The following is an 18,170-nucleotide window of genomic DNA, read 5'->3' as shown; positions in this document are numbered from 1 at the left end:
CTCAGGCGGCGTTGCGGAGCCGGGCATCCTGGAGGATCAGGTCAGCGGCACGCCAGCCGGTCGCCATCGCCGGAGCGTTGGTGTTGCCGGAGACCAGCGCGGGCATGATCGAGCAATCGACGACACGCAGGCCATGAACCCCGCGGACGCGCATTCGCTCGTCGACCACCGACCGCTCGTCGCGGCCCATCCGGCAGCTTCGCACCGCATGCGTCCCGCACAGCGCGTTGCGTCGGACGGCATCGAGGATTTCCGCATCGCTGGCATGGCTGGCGCCTGGCGACATCTCCTCGCCGACGATTGCCGCCAAGGCAGGCTGGGCGACGAGACGCCGCACATAGCGGACGAGATCGATCGCAGCCCGTTCGTCCTTTTCGGTGCCGAGCCAGTTCGGCGTGATCACCGGCGCCGAGTCGGGATCGCTGCTCGCGATCGCCAGCATCGCCTCGCTTTCCAGACCGATAAGCTGGGTCGTCACGGTCATGCCGGGCGCGCGCTGCACCGATTGCATCGGCGCGACAGTGTCTTTGCTCTCGGACATCTGGAGGGTCCAACCGCTGATATAGAGCTGGGCATTGGGACGCGGCTGGCCGGGATCGGTCTTGACGAAAGCGCCGACCTCCATGGCGCCGTTGGCGAGCGGGCCGGACTTGAAGGCCAGATACTGCGCGACGCTCTTCGCCAGGCCGAAGCCGTACAGGCGGTGATTTATGCCTTTGTCGCCGATCAGCCGGTAGCTCAGCATCAGCCCGAGATGCTCGAGGATGCGGCGTCCGACATCGGGGCTGTCCTGCACCACGTCGATCCCCTGCTGGCGCAGCAGCGCCGCGGGGCCGATACCCGATAGCTGGAGCAGCTTCGGCGAAATGATCGTGCCGGCCGACAGGATGACCTCGCCGTGCGCGACGAAATTCCTGCGTGCTCCATCCGCCATCCGGCAGGCAACGCCGCTCGCACGCCGCCCGTCGAACAGCACGCGGTCGACCGTAACGCCGGTCACGACGTGGAGATTGGCGCGCGAGCTGACCGGATCGAGAAATGCGACGGCGGAGCTTTGCCGGCGGCCGCCCTTTATGTTGTAGCAGTAATAGCCGATGCCTTCCTGATCCTCGCGATTCAGGTCTTCATAGTGGCGCGGCAGGCCCATCTGCACGCCCGCCTCGATCGCGGCCTCGGCGAGCGGATAGCGGAACTTGTTGGTGGAGACGTGGACCGGGCCGCCCGCTCCGCGAACGCCGTCGTCGCCGAGTTCGTGATCCTCAATCGCGCGAAATGCCTGCTTCATGGCCGCCCAGCCCCATTCGGTGCCGGCGGCTTGCTCCCACAGCGCATAATCCTCCGGCTGGCCGCGCACATAGATCATGCCGTTGATCGCCGAAGAGCCGCCCAGCCCGCGCCCCCGCTGCCAGGTCTCGCTGACCACGTCCGATGCGTCGCGGATCGGATAGTTCCAGCTGTGCTTGGGATCGGTGACGAGCTTGCCGATTCCCTTGGGCATGTTGACAAGAAAATTCTTGTTGTCGCCCCCTGCCTCAATCAGCAGCACGCGATGGGCGGGGTTGGCCGAAAGTCGGTTCGCCAGCACGCAGCCGGCCGATCCTGCGCCCACGATAATATAGTCGTAGCTCTCACCCATCTGGCGCACCCTCTTCTTCCTCCGGGAAAGCTATGATGCGAATCATATGTTAGGCAACTATTTTTCGGCCAACCTCGCGTCGATAATCGCCGAAAATCGATCGAGATGGACATCGGCATCGCCGAACAAGCGCGCGATGACGAAGAGGCGGCGGTAGACATGGCTGATGTTCAGCTCCTCGGTTACGCCGATGCCGCCGTGGAACTGGATGGCCTCGCGGGTGACGAGCAGGCCGCCCTTGGCGATCTGCACCTTCAGCGCGGACGCGGCAGCCGCCCGCATCGCCGCATCGCTGCCAGCCGCCGCACCCAGCGCATGGAATAGCAGCGAGCGCGTCAGCTCGACCTCGATGAGCACATCCGCCATGCGATGCTGGAGCGCCTGAAAGGTGCTGAGCGTCGCGCCGAACTGGCGGCGGATCTTCAGATAGTCGCGCGTGGCCCACATCGCCGCGTCGATTGTACCGAGCGCCTCGCCGCCCAGTGCGATCAGCCCATGATCGAGCCCACGCGCCATCGCCGCCGCTGCTACATCGCCCGACGCGATCAGCTGCGCAGGCGCGCCATCCAGGGTCAGATCGGCAACCCGATGGTTGTCGAGTGTTCGATAGTCGCGCCGCGACAGCCCGTCGGCAGCGGCCGCGACGAGGAACAGCGCCAGCCCGCCCTCGTGCAACGCCGACATGATGAAGTCCGTCGCCTGGGACGCACCGTCGACCAGCGTCTTGGCGCCCGAGACGCGATAATCATCGCCATCGCGCGATGCCACCGCGGCGATGGCGGCCGGATCGCCCCGCCCGGCCGCCTCGCCGAGCGCGGGCACGATACGGCGCTCGCCCATCACCATCGGCTCGATCAGCATCGCCCCGATCTCGCCGCCGATCGCCGACACGATCTGCGTTGCGACGACATGCGCGATGAACGGCTCGATCACGAGGGCGCGGCCGAGCTCCTCGGCGATCAGCGCATTTTCGACGGCACCGCCGCCGAAGCCGCCCTCATCCTCCGAAAGACCGGCGCCCAGCAGGCCCAGCTCGGCGAAGGTGGCCCAGTGGTTCCTATCGGCGCCGGGCGCGGCGCGGATCAGCTCGAAGCGCCGTTCCCAGCCATATTCGCGCTCGACGAACCGTCGCACGCTGTCGCGCAGGGCTTCCTGCTCGGACGTATAGGTGAAATCCACGAGAGCCTCAGAGTTCCAGGATTGTCTTGGCGATCAACGTGCGCTGAATCTCGTTCGCGCCGCCATAGATGGTGGTGGCGCGGCGGAACATCGCCTTGGCGGAAATGCCGATGCCGTGATCCGGTACGGGCGAATCCCAGCCGTCTTCGGACATCGATTCCTCGGCCTCGTCATTGCGGCGCACCGCGAGCCCAGCATCACCCAGCGCATCGACCGCGAGTTCGGCGACGCGCTGGCGCAACTCCGAGCCGCGGATCTTGACGACGGAGGCTACCGCGCCGCCGTGATTGCTCTCGTCGGCCAGCGCCCGCAGCACTGCGTATTCGAGCGCCAGCGTGTCGATCTCGATCTGGGCGAGCTTCGCCCGGAAGCGGGGATCCTCGATCAGCGGGCGGCCGTCGCGGATTTCGGTCGCGGCGATCTCGCGAAGCTGCGCTATGTCCCGCTTGGTGTGAGGCACCTCGGCGCTATTGGTGCGCTCATTGGTCAGCAGGAACTTGGCATAGGTCCAGCCGGCCCCCTCCTGTCCCACAAGATTCTCCACCGGCACCCGCACGTCGTCGAAGAAGAATTCGTTGACGGTCAGCCCCTCGTCGATCGTCCAGATCGGACGGCGGGTGATGCCGGGGCTTTTCAGGTCGATGAGCAGTGCGGAGATACCGGCCTGCGGCTTCACGTCCGGGTTGGTGCGCACGAGCATGAAGATCATGTCGGCATGATGGCCCTCGGTCGTCCAGGTTTTTTGGCCGTTGACGACATAATGGTCCCCATCCCGCACAGCGCGCGTCCGCAGCGACGTGAGGTCGGACCCGGCGCCCGGCTCCGAAAATCCCTGAGCCCAGAATGTGTCACCGCTCCGGATGCCTGGCAGGATCCGCTGACGCATCTCCTCCGCGGCGAAGGTGTAGATTACCGGCGCGACCAGTTCCGGCCCGATCCGGTCCATCGTCGGTGCATAGCCGCGACGCATCTCCTCGTCGAAGATCAGCCGCTGCACGCCTGTCCAGCCGGTGCCGCCATAGGCGACCGGCCAATGCGGCACCGACCAGCCCTGCTCGGCCAGTATCTTCGTCCACCGCGCCTGATCGTCGCGACGGGGGTGATAGTCCGCCAGGGCGCGGCGTTTTAGGTCCTCGGGCAGGCGCGCCGTAACGAACGCCCGAATTTCGGCGCGGAACGCCTCATCCCCGGCGCTGTATCTTGGCTCCATCCTGCTATCCCTCCCCTATCACGACGAAGCCTGCTCCCGCGATTGGAGATGGTACGCAAGCGGCCAATTACCCTATCCCGTTCCATCATTTCATGCAAAGGATAGTGGCGTGAAAGCCTTCAACCGCAATTTCTCGAAGCACCCGCGCGCCATAGCCGAGCAGCTGCGCCTCGACAGCGTCGGCGGGGATCGCTTCCGCAATCGTCTCAATCAAGCCAATTCCTATCAGGCGCTGTTCGGTGGCCAGGTCGTCGCACAGGCGCTTGCGGCGGCCGACCTGACGGTCGAGGCTGAACGGTCGGTGCATTCTCTGCACGCCTATTTCCTGCGTGGAGGGGACGCCAGCCACCCGGTCGAATTCGACGTCCAGCGTGTCCGCGACGGACGGCGTTTCTCCACACGACGGGTCTGCGCTGTCCAGCAGGGCAAGCTGCTGCTGACGCTCGACTCGTCCTACTGTGTCGCCATGCCGGGCTTCGAGCACCAGCAGGCCGCCGAGTTCGCGTTCGATCCGGAGAGCGCGCTTGATCACCATGCGCTGATCGAAACCGTCCCGGCAGAGTCACAGCAGCTCCTGCGCGACTTCTTCAGCCATTATCCCATTGATGTGCGCTTTCCCTCGCCGGTCGGCTTCACCAGCCGAGCGCCCGTGGCGAAGCGCCACTTCTGGCTCCGCGCGCTCGACATGCCGTTATCCGATGACGAACGGCTGCATCGCGAAGTGCTTGCCTATATGTCGGACTTCCTGTTCTCGGGTGCACCGCTGGCAAGCCACACACTCTCCATCCCGGGACCGCACGTCGCCATGGCCAGCCTTGATCACGCCATGTGGTTCCATCGGCCGGTCCGCTGTGACGACTGGCTGCTGTTCGAGACGGACTCGCCGTCCGCCCGCGCTTCGCTCGGCCTCTCGCGAGGTCTGTTCTACGATCGCGCGGGCAATCTTCTTGCTACCGTCGCGCAAGAGGCGTTGCAGACGATCCACGACGGCGCGCTCGACGCCTGAGCGCTCGCCAAACGTTACGCGCCTCGGCGCATGAGCGGTAGCGCGCGATAGGAATAGTCGCCCTCTCCCCAGCGCCCGACCTCTCCCAGCGCCGCGAGCTGGGCCGCGTCGGCGGGGTCGACCGGCAGCGTCAGCGCACTGTCCCACACCAGCTTGCGTTGCGCGATGCGCCATTCGCCGCGGCGGCGCTCGTAATTGTCGAGATAACGACCGGACACCATCACATGTTTGGGATCGTCACCCAGCGTGCGGTGATAGGCAAGGAAGTACAGTTCGCCGTCCGCTCGATGGCCCGCGACACGATAGGACGCGTTACAGATAAAATGGGCGGTCAGCTCGAAACCGAGCATGAGCTCCATGAAGCGATCGACGAAGCCGCTCGCGGGCCCGGAATATACCAACCCATGTTCGTCGGTTGCGCCATCATGATAGACCGAACGCAGGAGTTCCAGGTCGCGGCGATCGACGGCGCGGGCGTACCGCACCGCGAGATCGCGTAGCGCCTCCTTGGCCAGCATTGCATCGATCGCGGCATCGCGCGACGCCGCCTCGTTTCCGTCCTCGGGCGCCGCAGCCATCAGGCGGCCGCCATTGCGGGTTGGGCGGCGTGCGCCGCGGCGATGCCCGCGCGCCTGCCGAACACCACCGCGCTGCCAATGCTGGTGCCGCCGCCGGCATATCGCTTGCCGTGGAAGCAGCCGAGCACTTCACCCGCGGCGTAAAGGCCCGGAATCACTATGCCTCGGATATCGAGCACGCGCCCTTCGGCATCGATATCCAACCCGGCTGCGGTGAAGCCGATGATCGCAGGCCGAACCTCGACGGCATAGAAGGGCGGTTCTGCGACAGGGGCAAGCGGGTGCCCGTTGCCGTCCTTGCGGAAGCGCCGGTCCTCGCCATGCTCCACCACGTCTTCGTTATAGACGCGCACCGTCTCGGATAACGCGACCGGATCCATGCCGATCTGCGCAGCCAGTCCGGCTATCGTGGTGTCCCGCTTGACGACGCCCTTGGCCACTTCGGCGAGGATCGTGTGCTCCTCCCAGCTCGAACTGGCGAGGCCGCTATTGTACGGATCGGCATAGGAAAGATCGTCGCCATTGGCGACCATCGTCCGGTGATCGAACACAGCCCAGCAGCGCCGGCCGGTCTGCTCGTTGATCAGATAGCCGACGACGGCATAGGAATCCCATTCCGCCATGAAGCGTTTCCCCTCGGCGTTCACCGCTATCACCCAAGGCGGCAGGAAGGCCTCCACGAAGCGGCTGTCGAAACAGGGGGTCGGCTGGATCAGCCCACGATCATAGCCGGTGATCTGCGCGTTGACCGATTCGCCCAGCACGATGCCGTCGCCGAGGATGAACGGCGCGTCGCGATGTACGGCCCAGGCCTTGTCGCCATGATATGCGGCCGACGGAAACCATTTGCGCAGCATCTCGGGATTATTGCCGAACCCTCCGGTCGCCATCACCACCGCGCCGGCGCGCAGCTCATGGCCATCGACCACGACGCCGGTCACTGCGCCATCCTCGAACAGCAGGCGCTCGACGCGACTGCCGAGCGCGGTTTCGACTCCGAGCGCCCCTGCCCGGTTGATGAGGGCATCGGCGATACCCATGCCGAAGCTCTGCGACGTGTGTCCGCGCATGACGCCGCTGACATCGGAATGGACGAGCATGGTAGCTGGAAAGACGCAGCCTTTTTCGGTCAGCCAGTCGACCATGGCCGCGCTTTCATCTGCGTAGATCCGGACCAGATCGGGGCGGACCGCATATTGGTTGAGCGTCAGCACATAATCGTAGAGCGCATCGGGGCCATCGTCGGGGATGCCAGCCTCGCGCTGCGTCGCAGTGCCCGCGGCATAGACCACGCCGGTCGAGTTGCGGGTGGCGCCACCGAGATGATCGTCGGCCTCCACCACCATCACCTGCGCCCCGGCCTGGCGCGCCTCGATCGCGGCAGACATGCCCGCCGCGCCGGAGCCGATGATGATCACGTCATAGTCGTTTGCCATATAATGGCTCTCCTGGCTTCTGCTGCGACACGCTTCAGGCGGCTTTGGTTTGCCCGGCACTGTCCGGAATGCGGTTGAGATAGACCGGATCCTGCCGGTCGCGCCGGCCAGGCAGGTTGAATACCGCGACATGGCCCTCGGCGGTAATCCGCTGCGTGGGGCGGATATCGTTCCATTCGTTGGTGATCTTGCGGCGCAGGACCTTCCAGGCGCCGTTTCGCCGCTCGAACAAATCGATATACCGGCCGCCGCAATAGAAATCGTGCGGATTGTCGATCGTGCCGGCTTTCACCTGGGCGTCGGCATAGGTTTCGCCGAAGAACGCCTTGATATGTTCGTAGCCGCCAGTGGTCTGCTGATACGCCCAATAATAGGATTCCGACGTCGCGAAGTCGCCGTCGACATCGATCGTGCAGTGCGTCACGGTGTGCATCCCGTCGATGATGCTCTCGCGCATCGCCGGGATGATATAGTCCGCAAAGCCATGCGCATTGCCGGAGTAGGAGCCGTGATCATCGGTTCCCTCCGGATGGTAGATCGACTTGAGAAGTTCCATGTCGAGCCGATCTATCGCGCGGCAATAGAGTTTCAGGACATGCTCGATCTCCTGCCGATCGAGCAGCAGGCGCACCTGTGCGGCTAAATCATCTGCCATCGTCATCCTCCATCTCAATTCAGCGCTGTTCTGATTCTTATGCTGGCATACCATCTGCAGAATTGGAAGGCCTGCATACCAACGGCATCGGAATGACAGGCTGGCGGAACAGCAGGAAGATCGTCCCCATCACCGCAAAGCTCGCGCAGTGCAGCAGGATGGTGGGCGTGTAGCTGCCATAATAGTCGAACAGCGCGCCGGCGAACGGACCCGCCCCAAACACGAACGGGATCTGGAGCAGATAGCACAGCCCCATCCCCAGGCCGAGATTGGGTTCGCCCAGCCATTCGCTCATCGCCAAGCCGAACAGCGGGAGAACGGCGTTGCAGCATGCACCGATCAGCACCGCGATCAGCAACAGCACCGGCAGGCTGCCGCCCGCTACGATCAGTGCGAGCCATGGCGGGATGCTGGCAAAGCATAGCAGCGCCAGCGCCAGCCGCGCGCCGATCCGGTCTGCAATCCAGCCAAAGGCGGGCGCGCCTATCAAGCCGCCAGCCCGAAGGCCGCAAGCAGCAGGGATGCCGAGGAAAGCTCCAGCCCGCGGCCCATGCCAAGCGCGACGAGGTGCGTCACCATTACCAGTCCGCCCGCGCTGAGCAGGCTGATGCCGAGCGTCAGCACCAGAAAGGCGGGCGACCCGAGGATCGCGGCGACGGAGAGCGGCTTCGTCTTCGGCGGCAGCGCAGGAGCATCCGCAGCGCGTGCGGCTGTGGCGGGCCTCTCGCGCAGCAACAGCAACAGCGGCAGGAGCGCCAGCAGCAGGACAGCGCCCCCTATGAACGTGGCGCGCAATCCATAGGAGGTCAGCATCACCGCCGCCGCGACGGGCATCGCACTGTTGCCGACCGGCATGTTGATGATGCCCAGTGCGCGTCCCCGCCGCTGGTCGAACCAGTTGGCGATGATGGCAGTGCATGGCACCACGCTGAACAGGCAGAAACCGGGTCCGATCAGCAGCGCGTAGCAGGCGAGCAGTCCGAGAATCGAGTGGAGCTGGCTCAGCAACAGATAGCCGCCTGCGTTGAGGACGATCCCGACGGCCATCAGCAGGCGGATCGGCACGCGACGCATCAGTCCGCCGACCAGCGGCGAAATCAACCCAAGGGCCAGCGTCAGCATGCTCAACCCGGCCGATGCCAGCGCACGCGTGGTGGCGAATTCGGCCTCGATCGCACCGACGAGGGAGCCATAGCCGGCGAAATTCACCCCGAGGGCGAGATTCAGGATCAGGAACAGGATGGCGACGGTGCGCCATTGCTCAGCACTCGTCCGCGCGTCCGACATGAACCCTCCGCCTGCCGCGCCGTTCCGCGGCTTTCCGGATCAGGCTAAAGCAACCGTGGGGGCGGTCAAGTCCGTTTGCCAGCGAACTATGTGTTAGCGCCCTATCCTCCGACGCCGAGGCGGGACAGGCGCTTTATCGCCTGGCGCATCAATTCGCCCATGGCATCGACCGCCTTGCCACCCAGCAGATCGCGGATCATCACGCGCTGCTCGAGCGCGGCCTGCTCCAGCGGCTGTCGCAGGGCCCTCCCACTCTCGGTCAGGTGGATCAGGATTACCCGCCTGTCGTCTGTCTGGCGCTGGCGCTCGATCAAGCCGGCGCGTTCGAGCCGGTTCAGCGTCTGGCCGATCGTCGCCTTGCCGATGTGGAGACGGCGCGCCAGTTCGACCTGGGAGAGCGGCTCGTTATACCATAGCTCGGCCAGCACGAACGACTGCGCGGGTGCGATGCCATACTCCGCTATGCGGCCGACATAATCGTTCTGCAGCAACCGCGCGAACACCTGCGCCTGATATGGCATTTCGAACTTGAACTCGAGCACCGAATCGTCGCACGGCGCCGGCTCGGGTTTCGTCGTTGCCCTGAGCTTGCGTTGTGCGTTCACCATAGGTCCGTCCCCTGTTCGCGGCCCCCGGGGGCCGAGAATCATCCTGCACCGCACATGACAGCCGCTCAAGCCGTTGTGAAGTGCCCCGCGGTCACCCGGCGCGTCGCTTGCCGGCGCTGCCGCCCGGACGATAGCCGTCGATATATCGATCGATCATGCCGTGATATTGTGCGATCCGGCGCTCCTGGTTCGCTAGGATGGCGCCGCGATAGCCACGCGAGTTCATCGCAAGCTGCTGGCCAGCCATCACCCACGCATCGCCATCCAGCACCACGCCGAGGCTCTTCGCCCCATAGTTCACCATCTCGCGCTCCGCCCGCTGGATCGGCTGGTTGCCGTCGAGGGTGACGAGCGAGGCGTGCGAACTGGGCGCGCCGAAAGTGTAGTACCAGCTGTCGAACAGGCATTGCTGCGGATCGGTCGGATGCGGCAGCGCGCGCAGGAACAGCATGCCGTCCGCGTTGATCGACGTCGCGAAGTTCGGGAAAACCGTATAGTGGAAGACGTCGGTCAGCTGATCGTCGCTGAGCCCGGCATAATAGCCGAGCCCACGCGCTTCGGCCAAAGCGCGCTTCTGCTTCTGGAGCGCCGCCCGGGTCTCGTCCTCTCGCCCGACGAACGCCGCTGGGTCCAGTTCCCAGCGCGCGAGATCCGCGGCGACGACTTCTGTCAGCCGCGCCTTGCTGTCGGGCAGGCGATGCGCTGCCTGCCCGCACTTGGTCTGCCCGAGCGCATGCCCGTTCTCGTACAGCTCTATCCGCGTTTCGAGATAGCTGTCCTCGGCATATTCGATCCCTTCGGGATGCGCGGTCGGCAGATGATAGGTCTCGTGGAAGTTATCGAGCAGCAGCTTCCAGTTGCATGGCATGCGGACGGTGATCGCCTGGGTACGGATCATGCGATCGAGCGGATAAACCGCCCATTCGTCCCAGATTTGGCCGAGGGAATCGCGCAGCGACGCGCAATCCGGATCCATGTTGATCCACACGAATCCGGCGAACAACTCGCAGGACAGCGCAACCAGCGAGGACCGCTCGCATATATTGGCCGGAAAATCCTCGGGGTCCTGCACATGGCTGCACCGGCCGTCGATCTCGAAGCGCCAGCTGTGATAGGGACAGGTGAAGGCCGGCATGCTGCCCTCCGGTTCCAGCACGAGCCGGTTCCCGCGGTGCTGGCACACATTGTAGAAGGCGCGCACGCTTCCGTCTTCCTGCCGCACGATCAGGATCGATTCCCGGCCAATTTCCTCGAGTATATAGTCGCCCGCCTCGGGAATATCGTCGGCCCGGATCGTTATCAGCCAGCTCCTGGTCCAGACATTGTCCCACTCGGCAGCCATGAACGCAGCAGAGGTGTAGCGCTCGCCCCCCAGCACCCGCTTGTCCGAAAGCTCGATGATCTCAGCCATGGTCCTCTCCTCGGGAAGGCTTGTTTATATAGCCGCATATTTTATGCATGCATATTATCACATTTCGCGACTGGCGCAATATTGGTATGCTAGCGTCCTGGTTGACGGCCGGCCGTTTAGAGCGCAGCACGGGCCATGGAGGAGGATTCGATGAGAGGATCGGCGTTTTGGTGCGCGACGCGGGAAAGCCGGACGCGATGAGCATGTCGCAATATCTGTGGAGCGCGGCGGAAGCGCTCCGCCTTCAGGTTCGGCCGGCGATCGGCGAGAATGCCCCCCGAGACGCGCTCGACAACAGCATTCGCGTGCTGACCGCGGTTGCAAACGCCCTCGATCCGGCGAGTCCGGTGCCGGTGCCGGCTGCCTTTGCGAGCGCCGAACAGGCCGACTGCGACCGGCTGAACGGACCGCCCGAAAATGCCGCCGCCCATCGCCAGACGGGCCACGCCATCGCGCGGCTGGCGCAGGAGATCGATGCCGGCGGCGACCTCTCGAATGACGATTCGCGTGCGGCGATTGCCTGGGAGCGCGCCGCGCTGCTCGCCAGCGTCGCCCGCTACGACGCGGTGGAGCGCGCGGAGGCCACGCAGTCGGGGAGCGACGGGTCGCAGATCGAACCCGCTGCGCTCGAACGCTATTTGCGGAACTGGTCGGGCGACACGTCTCTGACGATCGAGAATTTCAAGCTCATCACCGGCGGACGTTCGCGCCAGACGGCGCTGTTCGAGATCAGCGGCAGCGACAGCCTGCCGCGCGGGATGGTGGTGCAGCGGGGCATCCCCGGACAGCAGGTCAGCAGCAGTTTCGTCGGGGAAGCGACCCAGTTTGCCCTTCTATCCATGCTGTACGCCGCCGGCATGCGCGTACCGCGCCCGATCCTGGTGGAAGAGGACGAAGCCCCGCTCGGCGCCCGCTTCCTTATCGTCGAGCGGTCGCCCGGCAGCCCGGCGCTGACCGACTATTGGGGCAATGTCAGCTCGCAGCAGCTCGTGCTCGATCTCGCGGGGGAGATGGCCAAGCTCCACTCGCAGCCGTTCGACACGCTGCTTGGCACGCTGCCCGTGTCGCGGACCGATTCGAGCGTCGCCGGCTGGCGTGCCGACATCGACCAGTTGGCGGCGGTGTGGACCAGCCTGGCGCATTGGCCTTCGCTCACCATGTCGGCCGCCATCGCGTGGCTGCGCAGCAATGCCGATGCGCCCGATGACCGCCAGGCGATCGTCCACAACGACATGGTGTTCCACAACATCCTTGGGCAGGATGGCCGGATCACGGCGGTGCTCGATTGGGAGCAGGCCAATATCGGCCATCCGGGCGAGGACCTGGGCTATTGCTACCCCTATGTCAGCGCCGTGGTCGACTGGGATCGTTTCATGCAAGCCTATCGCGACGCCGGCGGGCCGAACATCCCGCAGCGCCAGATCGATTTCTTCGCGTTGCGCGGCGGTCTCCGCCTCATGACGCTGGTGTTGCATGGCGGCCGCGAGTCCTTCGAGAAGGGCCTGAGCAATGACGTGCTGGTCGCCAGCGCGGGCGCGCACTTCAGCCAGCGCCTGCTGAACCGCATCGCCGGCGTGCTGGAAACCGTGCTGGCACGCAGCTGAACCGCGGTGGTGCCGCGGCGAGGCGGCCCCGCGTCACGCCGGGGTCAGTGCGTCCATCTGCGACTGGAATATAGCGGCATCGAAATAGTCCCGCCAATGGGTGATCTTGCCATCGGCAAGCTCGAAGATACCCATCACTGGGATCTCGATCCACTTGCCCCCGACGCGGAAACGATCGAGCCGCTCGGTCATGACCGTTCCGTCGGCGGATTCGGCGGCGTGGAACACGCGCCAGTCGATCGCGTCGCTGGTGCCGATGAATGCAGCGAGACCGTCGCGGATCGCGGTGTGCCCGATCAGCGGTTCCCAGGGCATGTTGTGATAGCGGCAGTCCGGAGCCAGCGCGTCGATGATCCGATCGAGATCGGGGATGGCCCACAGGTCGATGAAGGCAAGAACGGTTTGAAGATTCGACGGCATCGGTTTTCTCTCCACGCGGCGAGGGTCGGCAGGATTAGATTGCCAGCGTACGATTGTGCAGTAAACCTGTTTGGCACCGCGATGGGAGGCGAGAGGATATGAAAGGCGAATCGCACGAGGCGATTGGTCATGGCTGATGTCGTCGATCTATCGGGTCGCTCGGCGGTTGTCACCGGCGCAGGCCAGGGACTCGGCCGGGGAATCGCCGTGGCGCTGGCGGAAGCCGGCGCCGCCGTCACCATCGCCGGTCGCACCGCAGCGCCCCTCGAGGCGGTCGCCGCCGAGATTGCCGCGTTGGGCGGCACGGCCAGCATCGTCATCGCCGATATCGCACGCGCCGAGGATCTGGCGCGGATCGTCGGCAGCGCGCAGGATCGTTTCGGCGGCATCGACATTCTGGTGAACAATGCGCAGCAGGCGGTGCTCGGGCCGATCATGGAGCTGGACGACGCGGGCTACCGGCTCACGTTCGAAACCGGGCCGCTCGCCGTCTTCAGGATGATGCGCGCCTGTCATCCGGCGATGAAGGCGCGCGGCGGCGGCGCGATCGTCAACATAGCGAGCTCCGCCGCCATCGCCTGGGACACCACCGGCGCCGGCGTCTACGGCTCGATGAAGGAAGCCATCCGCACCTTGTCCCGCACCGCGGCCAGTGAATGGGGAAGAGATGGCATCCGGGTCAACGTCATTGCTCCGCTCGCCGCCTCGCCCTCGCTGGTCGGATGGCTCGACGCAATGCCCGGCGGACCGGATGCGTTTCTGGCGACGGTACCGCTCGGCCGCGTCGGCGATCCGCAGCGCGATGTCGGCGCCGTCGTCCGTTTCCTCGCATCCGACTCCGCTCGCTACGTGACCGGCGCCACCATCCCGGTCGATGGCGGCCAGGCCAACTGGCAATGAATTCGCACCAAGAGCGCTGACGAAAGGCTCCTTTATGCTGCTCCACGAAGATTATCCGCACTCGATCCCCGCCCGCGCCTGGCTGCGCTGGAAGGAGAATTACTTCTGGGTGTTCATGGATACCGAGCGCGACCTGTGCTGCATGGCCCACTCGACCGCCGAGCCCACCTTCGATCGCGCCTTCGCCTCGTTCACCGTGATGCATCAGGGCAAGAACATCATCGCCGGCAAGGAAACCACCATGCCGACGCCGTTCGAGCAGGCCCGGGAACTCCAGTTTGGCAATCTGAACCTGAAATTTCTGGAGCCGCAGGCGCGCTTCAAGGTCAGCTATGAGGACGACAATGTCGCGGCGGAGCTGGATTTCCAGCGCCGCTTCCACCTGTTCGACTTCCTCGCCTGCACCGACGTGAACCCGGATCAATTCTCTGTCTCGGAAAACACTGCGTTCGAACGCAATGCCTTCCGCCACCAGGGCCAGTGCATGACCGCGAAGGGCCGGCTATCGTTCAAGGCCGGCGACTTCGCCGGCAAGACGATCGACGTCGATGGATCGGGTTATCGCGATCATAGCTGGGGCATGCGCAATGACCAGATGACGCTGTCGCACAACTGGTCCTTCTTCAATTTCCCGAGCATGGGACTTCACCTGTTCACCGTGCGCAACGTGGTCCGGCCCGAGAACAGCACGGCCGAAGGCTATGTCGCGGTTCCGGCCGGCAACCAGGTGATCAAGTCGCTCAAGATCGAGAACCATGGCGAGGGCGAAGACGGCCTGCCGGACACTGTGATCTTCCGCGCCGTGGCAGTTGACGGCACGCCTTATACGCTCATCGCAGACGTGAAGAACGCCTTTGCCCGCCTGCCGCTGCATTCCCAGAAGCCAGGGAGCAAGGTCTATCTCAACATCGAAAACATGTGCCGCGTCCACTGCGAGGAAACCGGCGAAGACGGCCTCGCCAATGTCGAGATCGGGCGGCTGATCGACGCATGACGGAGAGCGGCCTGCGCTACGAGGCCGAGCATGGGGTCGCGACGATCACGCTCGATAAGCCCGACCAGCTCAACGCGATGTCGCGAGCGATGGCGGCAGCGCTGGTGGCGCTGATCGATCGCGCCGATCGCGACGAGGCGGTACGGGCGCTGATCGTCACCGGCGCCGGCCGCGCCTTTTGCGCGGGCGCCGATCTCGCCTCGGGCGCGCTGGGCGAGACGGCGCAGTCAGATGCCGCGGAGGACGAGCGCGACTGGAGCGATCCGGCAGTGCGCGATTTCGGCGCCATCATCACCTTGCGATTGTTCGACTGTCAGAAACCGGTGATCGTCGCGTTCAACGGGCCGGCGGCAGGAGTCGGCGCGACGCTCGCGCTGGCCGCCGATTTCCGCCTCGCCTCGACGAGCGCCAAGTTCGTGTTTCCGTTCGTGCGCCGCGGCATTGTGCCCGAATCGGCGTCGAGCTGGTTCCTCTCGCGCATCGTCGGACTCAGCCGGGCGATCGATTGGCTGTTGCTCGGCGCCAGCGTCAGCGCCGAGGAGGCGCTGGCCGCCGGACTGGTGCGTTCAGTCCACGCGTCAGAGGCGCTGATGCCCGCCGCCAGGGCGATTGCCGACGAAATCGTTTCGCAGACCGCACCGGTCTCGGTCGCGCTGACCCGCCAGCTGGTTTGGCGCATGGCTGGTGAACCGCACCCGCGCACCGCCCACCGGCTGGAGACCCTGGCGCTGCAGAGCCGCAAGGGCTCGGCCGATGTGTCGGAAGGTGTCGCCAGCTTCCTCGAGAAGCGGCCGCCAGTCTTTCCAGGACGCGTCTCGACTGACATGCCAGACATCTATTCATGGTGGGATTCGGGTTTCGATCGGGAAGAGGGCAAATGATCAGGCGAGTGCCAGGAGAAGCAGGCGTCTGGGTGATCATCCTGGGCGACTTGCTCATCTTCTCCCTCTTTTTCGGTACCTACGCCTATTATCGGGCGCTGGAGCCGGCCCTGTTCGCCGCCTCGCAGGCGCACATGGTGCAGGCGTTCGGGCTGGTGAATACCTTGCTGCTGCTCACCAGCTCGCTCGCGGTGGTGCTGGCGATCGAAGCCGCCCGTGCCGGCCGCGCTGCGCCGGCTCGGCGCCACGCCACGATCGCCATGCTGCTGGGTGCGGCATTCGTGGTCGTCAAATATTTCGAATATGGCGACAAGATCCGCGACGGACTGCTGGCGTCGACGAACAATTTCTACATGCTGTATTTCACCTTCACCGGCGTGCACCTGCTGCATGTCTGTGCCGGGCTGGCGGCGCTGTCCTTCGTGCGCGCCCGCGTCGCGCGGCCGCTGACCCCCGGTGCGACGGCGGCGATCGAGAGCTGCGCGCTGTTCTGGCATCTCATCGACATCTTGTGGGTGGTGCTGTTCGCCATCTTCTATCTGCACGGATGACTCGCATGGCCATACTCCGCTCGCCGCTGTCCATCTGGGTGCTGCTCGTCGCGCTGACGCTGATCTCCTATATATCCTGGGCGGAGAGCAGCGTTGCCGACGCGCGCCTGGCGGGGACGGCCGTGCTGCTGCTCGCCTTCCTCAAGGCGCGCCTGATCGGCCTGCATTATATGGAGCTGCGCGACGCGGTGCTGCCGCTCAGGATATTGTTCGAGGCCTGGGTGGTGGTGGTCTGCTCCACGCTGGTCGTGATGTTCTGGGCCGCCGGCTGACAGCCCGGCTGATCAAAGACCCTCGCCCTCGACCCAATGGGCATGCGACAGCCTTCGTGCCACCGACCAGGTCTGGGCGCGGATATCGGGCACCGCCACGATCTCCCAGAAGGTTCCGCGGGTCATCGGGCCTACCACCATCAGGCGGCGATCGGCCCGGCCATCGGCGGCGATCGCCTCGCACTGCGGATTGACGTCGATGCCGAGCTGCTCGGCATCGGGCCGGATCAGCCCCCGCTCCGACAGTCGGCTGAGCAGCAGCTCGGTTGTGCGGAGGAGATCGCCTTGCGGGCCTGTGCAATTGACGATCCGGCGGACCCGGAGCATCCGCAGTTCGTCCGTTCCGCGCGGCCGCCACTCGACATCGACCGCACCCTCTGAAGGCTTTGCGCCGACCAGTTGCCCCGCCAGGATTTCGAGCTGCCTCCGTTCGCGCAGGCCAGCGATCCGCGCTGCCACCGGCGGCGCCAGCCGATGGCGGTGAATATCCCACCAGGCTCTTAGATGACGGAGGAAGCGCCGGCGGGCGGCGGGATCGGCGGCCAGCCACATATCCTGGGTGAACGGCCTCAGCGCGTCGACCGCCGCGCGCCACCCGCTGCCCACCGCCCGCGACCGCACGGATTGCAGCAGCTTGGATGGCACGAGCGACGGGCGCTGGGAAAGCGGCGCCGCCATGGCCCCCTCGGCATGCGCCTGGGGAAGCAGTCCGCGACGCGACATGGCGACGATCCTGCCCCGGAAACCGCGGGCGTCGAGCGATAGCGCAACGTCGACCATCGTCAGACCGGTGCCGACGATCAGGATCGTGTCGCCATCGCCGAGGCCCGCGGCGACGTCCGCGGCCCAGGGATCGGCCAGATAGCGGTCGGCATCGATGGCCGCGCTCGCCAGCGCCGGGGGCTGATGCGGCGGGAGGTTGCCAGGTGCGAGGATCACGGCATCGGCGCGCAGCTGGCGACTATCGTGCAGGACGATCGTGGCGCCCTTGTCGTCCAGCGCGACATCCTGCGCCTCGCCTTCGATCCGCGTCAGCCGGTCGCCACTTCGCGCCATCGCCTCATCGAGCAGATCGGCGAGATAGTCGCCATAGACCATCCGCGGCACGAAGCCGCCGAGGCCCGGGCGGTTTGCGCCCAGCCATCGGATGAAATGATCGGGATCGTCGCGCAGCGCGCTCATATTGGCGGCGCGCACGTTCAGCAGATGGTCGGGGTGCGCCGTCGAATAGGCTATGCCACGGCCCGCTGCCGGCCGGCGCTCGATCAGCGTCGCGCGCGGACCGTCATGACGCAACAGGTTAATCGCCTGCAGGGTGCCCGAGAAGCCCGCGCCGATGATCGCGACATGATGGTCTCGAGCCCGCCAGATCCTGTCCGCCATGCCCCTGCCTAAGCGCCGCCCGCTGCGGCTGGCAAGGGCGCATAAGAGTTGGGGCCCGGCGGCCGGTTGGATGCAGCCAGCTGGAAACGCCCGGCCGACACCGTAACGAAGCCGCTTGCAATTGGGCATCGATATGGCCGATCATGCAAGCAGGGCGGG

Annotated in this window: 19 protein-coding genes; 7 read left to right on the top strand and 12 right to left on the bottom strand. The window is 65.4% G+C overall.

The window, feature by feature from the left end:
- Window position 1: 1 nt before the first annotated feature.
- Genes AAC645_RS05890 through AAC645_RS05880 form a run of 3 tightly spaced genes read right to left on the bottom strand, consistent with a single transcriptional unit; the run spans window position 2 to window position 4,025 of the window.
- A complete protein-coding gene (locus AAC645_RS05890) occupies window positions 2-1,636 on the bottom strand; it encodes a GMC family oxidoreductase (protein WP_340314572.1) in 1,635 nt (544 codons plus the stop codon).
- Between the two features lie 57 nt (window positions 1,637-1,693).
- Entirely contained in the window at window positions 1,694-2,815 is a 1,122-nt protein-coding gene (locus AAC645_RS05885; protein ID WP_340314532.1) for an acyl-CoA dehydrogenase family protein, read from the bottom strand.
- Between the two features lie 7 nt (window positions 2,816-2,822).
- Window positions 2,823-4,025 (bottom strand): acyl-CoA dehydrogenase family protein, encoded by a 1,203-nt coding sequence (locus AAC645_RS05880; protein WP_340314531.1) that lies wholly within the window; start codon window positions 4,023-4,025, stop codon window positions 2,823-2,825.
- A 109-nt stretch (window positions 4,026-4,134) separates the two neighbouring features.
- Here AAC645_RS05880 and AAC645_RS05875 point away from each other — a divergent pair, with 109 nt between their 5' ends.
- Window positions 4,135-5,031, top strand: coding sequence for an acyl-CoA thioesterase (locus tag AAC645_RS05875; RefSeq protein WP_340314530.1), 897 nt, complete (start codon window positions 4,135-4,137; stop codon window positions 5,029-5,031).
- 14 nt (window positions 5,032-5,045) lie between these two features.
- Here the strand turns inward: AAC645_RS05875 and AAC645_RS05870 are convergent, their stop codons facing one another.
- From AAC645_RS05870 to AAC645_RS05840, 7 genes are all read right to left on the bottom strand, one after another.
- Window positions 5,046-5,609 carry a nuclear transport factor 2 family protein gene (locus AAC645_RS05870; protein ID WP_340314529.1) on the bottom strand — a complete coding sequence of 188 codons (564 nt, stop codon included), beginning with the start codon at window positions 5,607-5,609 and terminating at the stop codon, window positions 5,046-5,048.
- The gene (locus tag AAC645_RS05865) at window positions 5,609-7,045 is read right to left on the bottom strand and encodes an FAD-dependent oxidoreductase (RefSeq protein WP_340314528.1); all 1,437 of its coding nucleotides are present in this window, start codon (window positions 7,043-7,045) and stop codon (window positions 5,609-5,611) included. Before AAC645_RS05865 ends, AAC645_RS05870 begins: the two co-directional genes overlap by 1 nt.
- Before the next feature lie 34 nt (window positions 7,046-7,079).
- Window positions 7,080-7,700, bottom strand: coding sequence for a nuclear transport factor 2 family protein (locus AAC645_RS05860; protein WP_340314526.1), 621 nt, complete (start codon window positions 7,698-7,700; stop codon window positions 7,080-7,082).
- Window positions 7,701-7,737: 37 nt separating this feature from the next.
- Window positions 7,738-8,190 (bottom strand): MFS transporter, encoded by a 453-nt coding sequence (locus AAC645_RS05855; RefSeq protein ID WP_340314525.1) that lies wholly within the window; start codon window positions 8,188-8,190, stop codon window positions 7,738-7,740.
- Window positions 8,187-8,987 carry an MFS transporter gene (locus AAC645_RS05850; RefSeq protein ID WP_340314524.1) on the bottom strand — a complete coding sequence of 267 codons (801 nt, stop codon included), beginning with the start codon at window positions 8,985-8,987 and terminating at the stop codon, window positions 8,187-8,189. The genes AAC645_RS05855 and AAC645_RS05850 overlap by 4 nt, the downstream gene beginning before the upstream one ends.
- A 101-nt stretch (window positions 8,988-9,088) precedes the next feature.
- Window positions 9,089-9,595, bottom strand: coding sequence for a MarR family winged helix-turn-helix transcriptional regulator (locus tag AAC645_RS05845; protein ID WP_340314522.1), 507 nt, complete (start codon window positions 9,593-9,595; stop codon window positions 9,089-9,091).
- Window positions 9,596-9,686: 91 nt separating this feature from the next.
- A complete protein-coding gene (locus tag AAC645_RS05840) occupies window positions 9,687-11,006 on the bottom strand; it encodes an aromatic ring-hydroxylating oxygenase subunit alpha (RefSeq protein ID WP_340314520.1) in 1,320 nt (439 codons plus the stop codon).
- Between the two features lie 170 nt (window positions 11,007-11,176).
- On the opposite strand from AAC645_RS05840, the gene AAC645_RS05835 reads away from it, so the two are divergent.
- On the top strand, window positions 11,177-12,610 hold the full coding sequence (locus AAC645_RS05835; protein WP_340314519.1) for a phosphotransferase family protein: 1,434 nt from the start codon (window positions 11,177-11,179) through the stop codon (window positions 12,608-12,610).
- Window positions 12,611-12,643: 33 nt separating this feature from the next.
- Here the strand turns inward: AAC645_RS05835 and AAC645_RS05830 are convergent, their stop codons facing one another.
- On the bottom strand, window positions 12,644-13,030 hold the full coding sequence (locus tag AAC645_RS05830; protein ID WP_340314518.1) for a limonene-1,2-epoxide hydrolase family protein: 387 nt from the start codon (window positions 13,028-13,030) through the stop codon (window positions 12,644-12,646).
- 129 nt (window positions 13,031-13,159) lie between these two features.
- On the opposite strand from AAC645_RS05830, the gene AAC645_RS05825 reads away from it, so the two are divergent.
- The 5 genes from AAC645_RS05825 to AAC645_RS05805 are packed head-to-tail and all read left to right on the top strand — an operon-like array spanning window position 13,160 to window position 16,628.
- A complete protein-coding gene (locus tag AAC645_RS05825; protein ID WP_340314517.1) occupies window positions 13,160-13,930 on the top strand; it encodes an SDR family NAD(P)-dependent oxidoreductase in 771 nt (256 codons plus the stop codon).
- A 34-nt stretch (window positions 13,931-13,964) separates the two neighbouring features.
- A complete protein-coding gene (locus AAC645_RS05820) occupies window positions 13,965-14,924 on the top strand; it encodes a hypothetical protein (protein WP_340314516.1) in 960 nt (319 codons plus the stop codon).
- Window positions 14,921-15,805, top strand: coding sequence for an enoyl-CoA hydratase-related protein (locus AAC645_RS05815; RefSeq protein ID WP_340314515.1), 885 nt, complete (start codon window positions 14,921-14,923; stop codon window positions 15,803-15,805). The genes AAC645_RS05820 and AAC645_RS05815 overlap by 4 nt, the downstream gene beginning before the upstream one ends.
- A gap of 8 nt (window positions 15,806-15,813) precedes the next feature.
- Window positions 15,814-16,356 (top strand): cytochrome c oxidase subunit 3, encoded by a 543-nt coding sequence (locus tag AAC645_RS05810; RefSeq protein WP_340314513.1) that lies wholly within the window; start codon window positions 15,814-15,816, stop codon window positions 16,354-16,356.
- Between the two features lie 5 nt (window positions 16,357-16,361).
- Complete coding sequence (locus AAC645_RS05805) at window positions 16,362-16,628, top strand: cytochrome C oxidase subunit IV family protein (RefSeq protein ID WP_340314512.1); 267 nt, start codon at window positions 16,362-16,364, stop codon at window positions 16,626-16,628.
- 12 nt (window positions 16,629-16,640) lie between these two features.
- On the opposite strand, the gene AAC645_RS05800 is transcribed toward AAC645_RS05805, so the two are convergent.
- Window positions 16,641-18,011: an FAD/NAD(P)-binding protein gene (locus tag AAC645_RS05800; RefSeq protein WP_340314511.1), complete on the bottom strand. Its 1,371-nt coding sequence runs from the start codon at window positions 18,009-18,011 to the stop codon at window positions 16,641-16,643.
- Window positions 18,012-18,170 lie beyond the last annotated feature (159 nt).

The organism is Rhizorhabdus argentea (genome assembly GCF_037861105.1).
Classification (GTDB): domain Bacteria; phylum Pseudomonadota; class Alphaproteobacteria; order Sphingomonadales; family Sphingomonadaceae; genus Rhizorhabdus; species Rhizorhabdus argentea.
The sequence above is the reverse complement of the archived record's forward strand: the minus strand, read 5'-3'. Positions and strand labels throughout refer to the sequence as shown.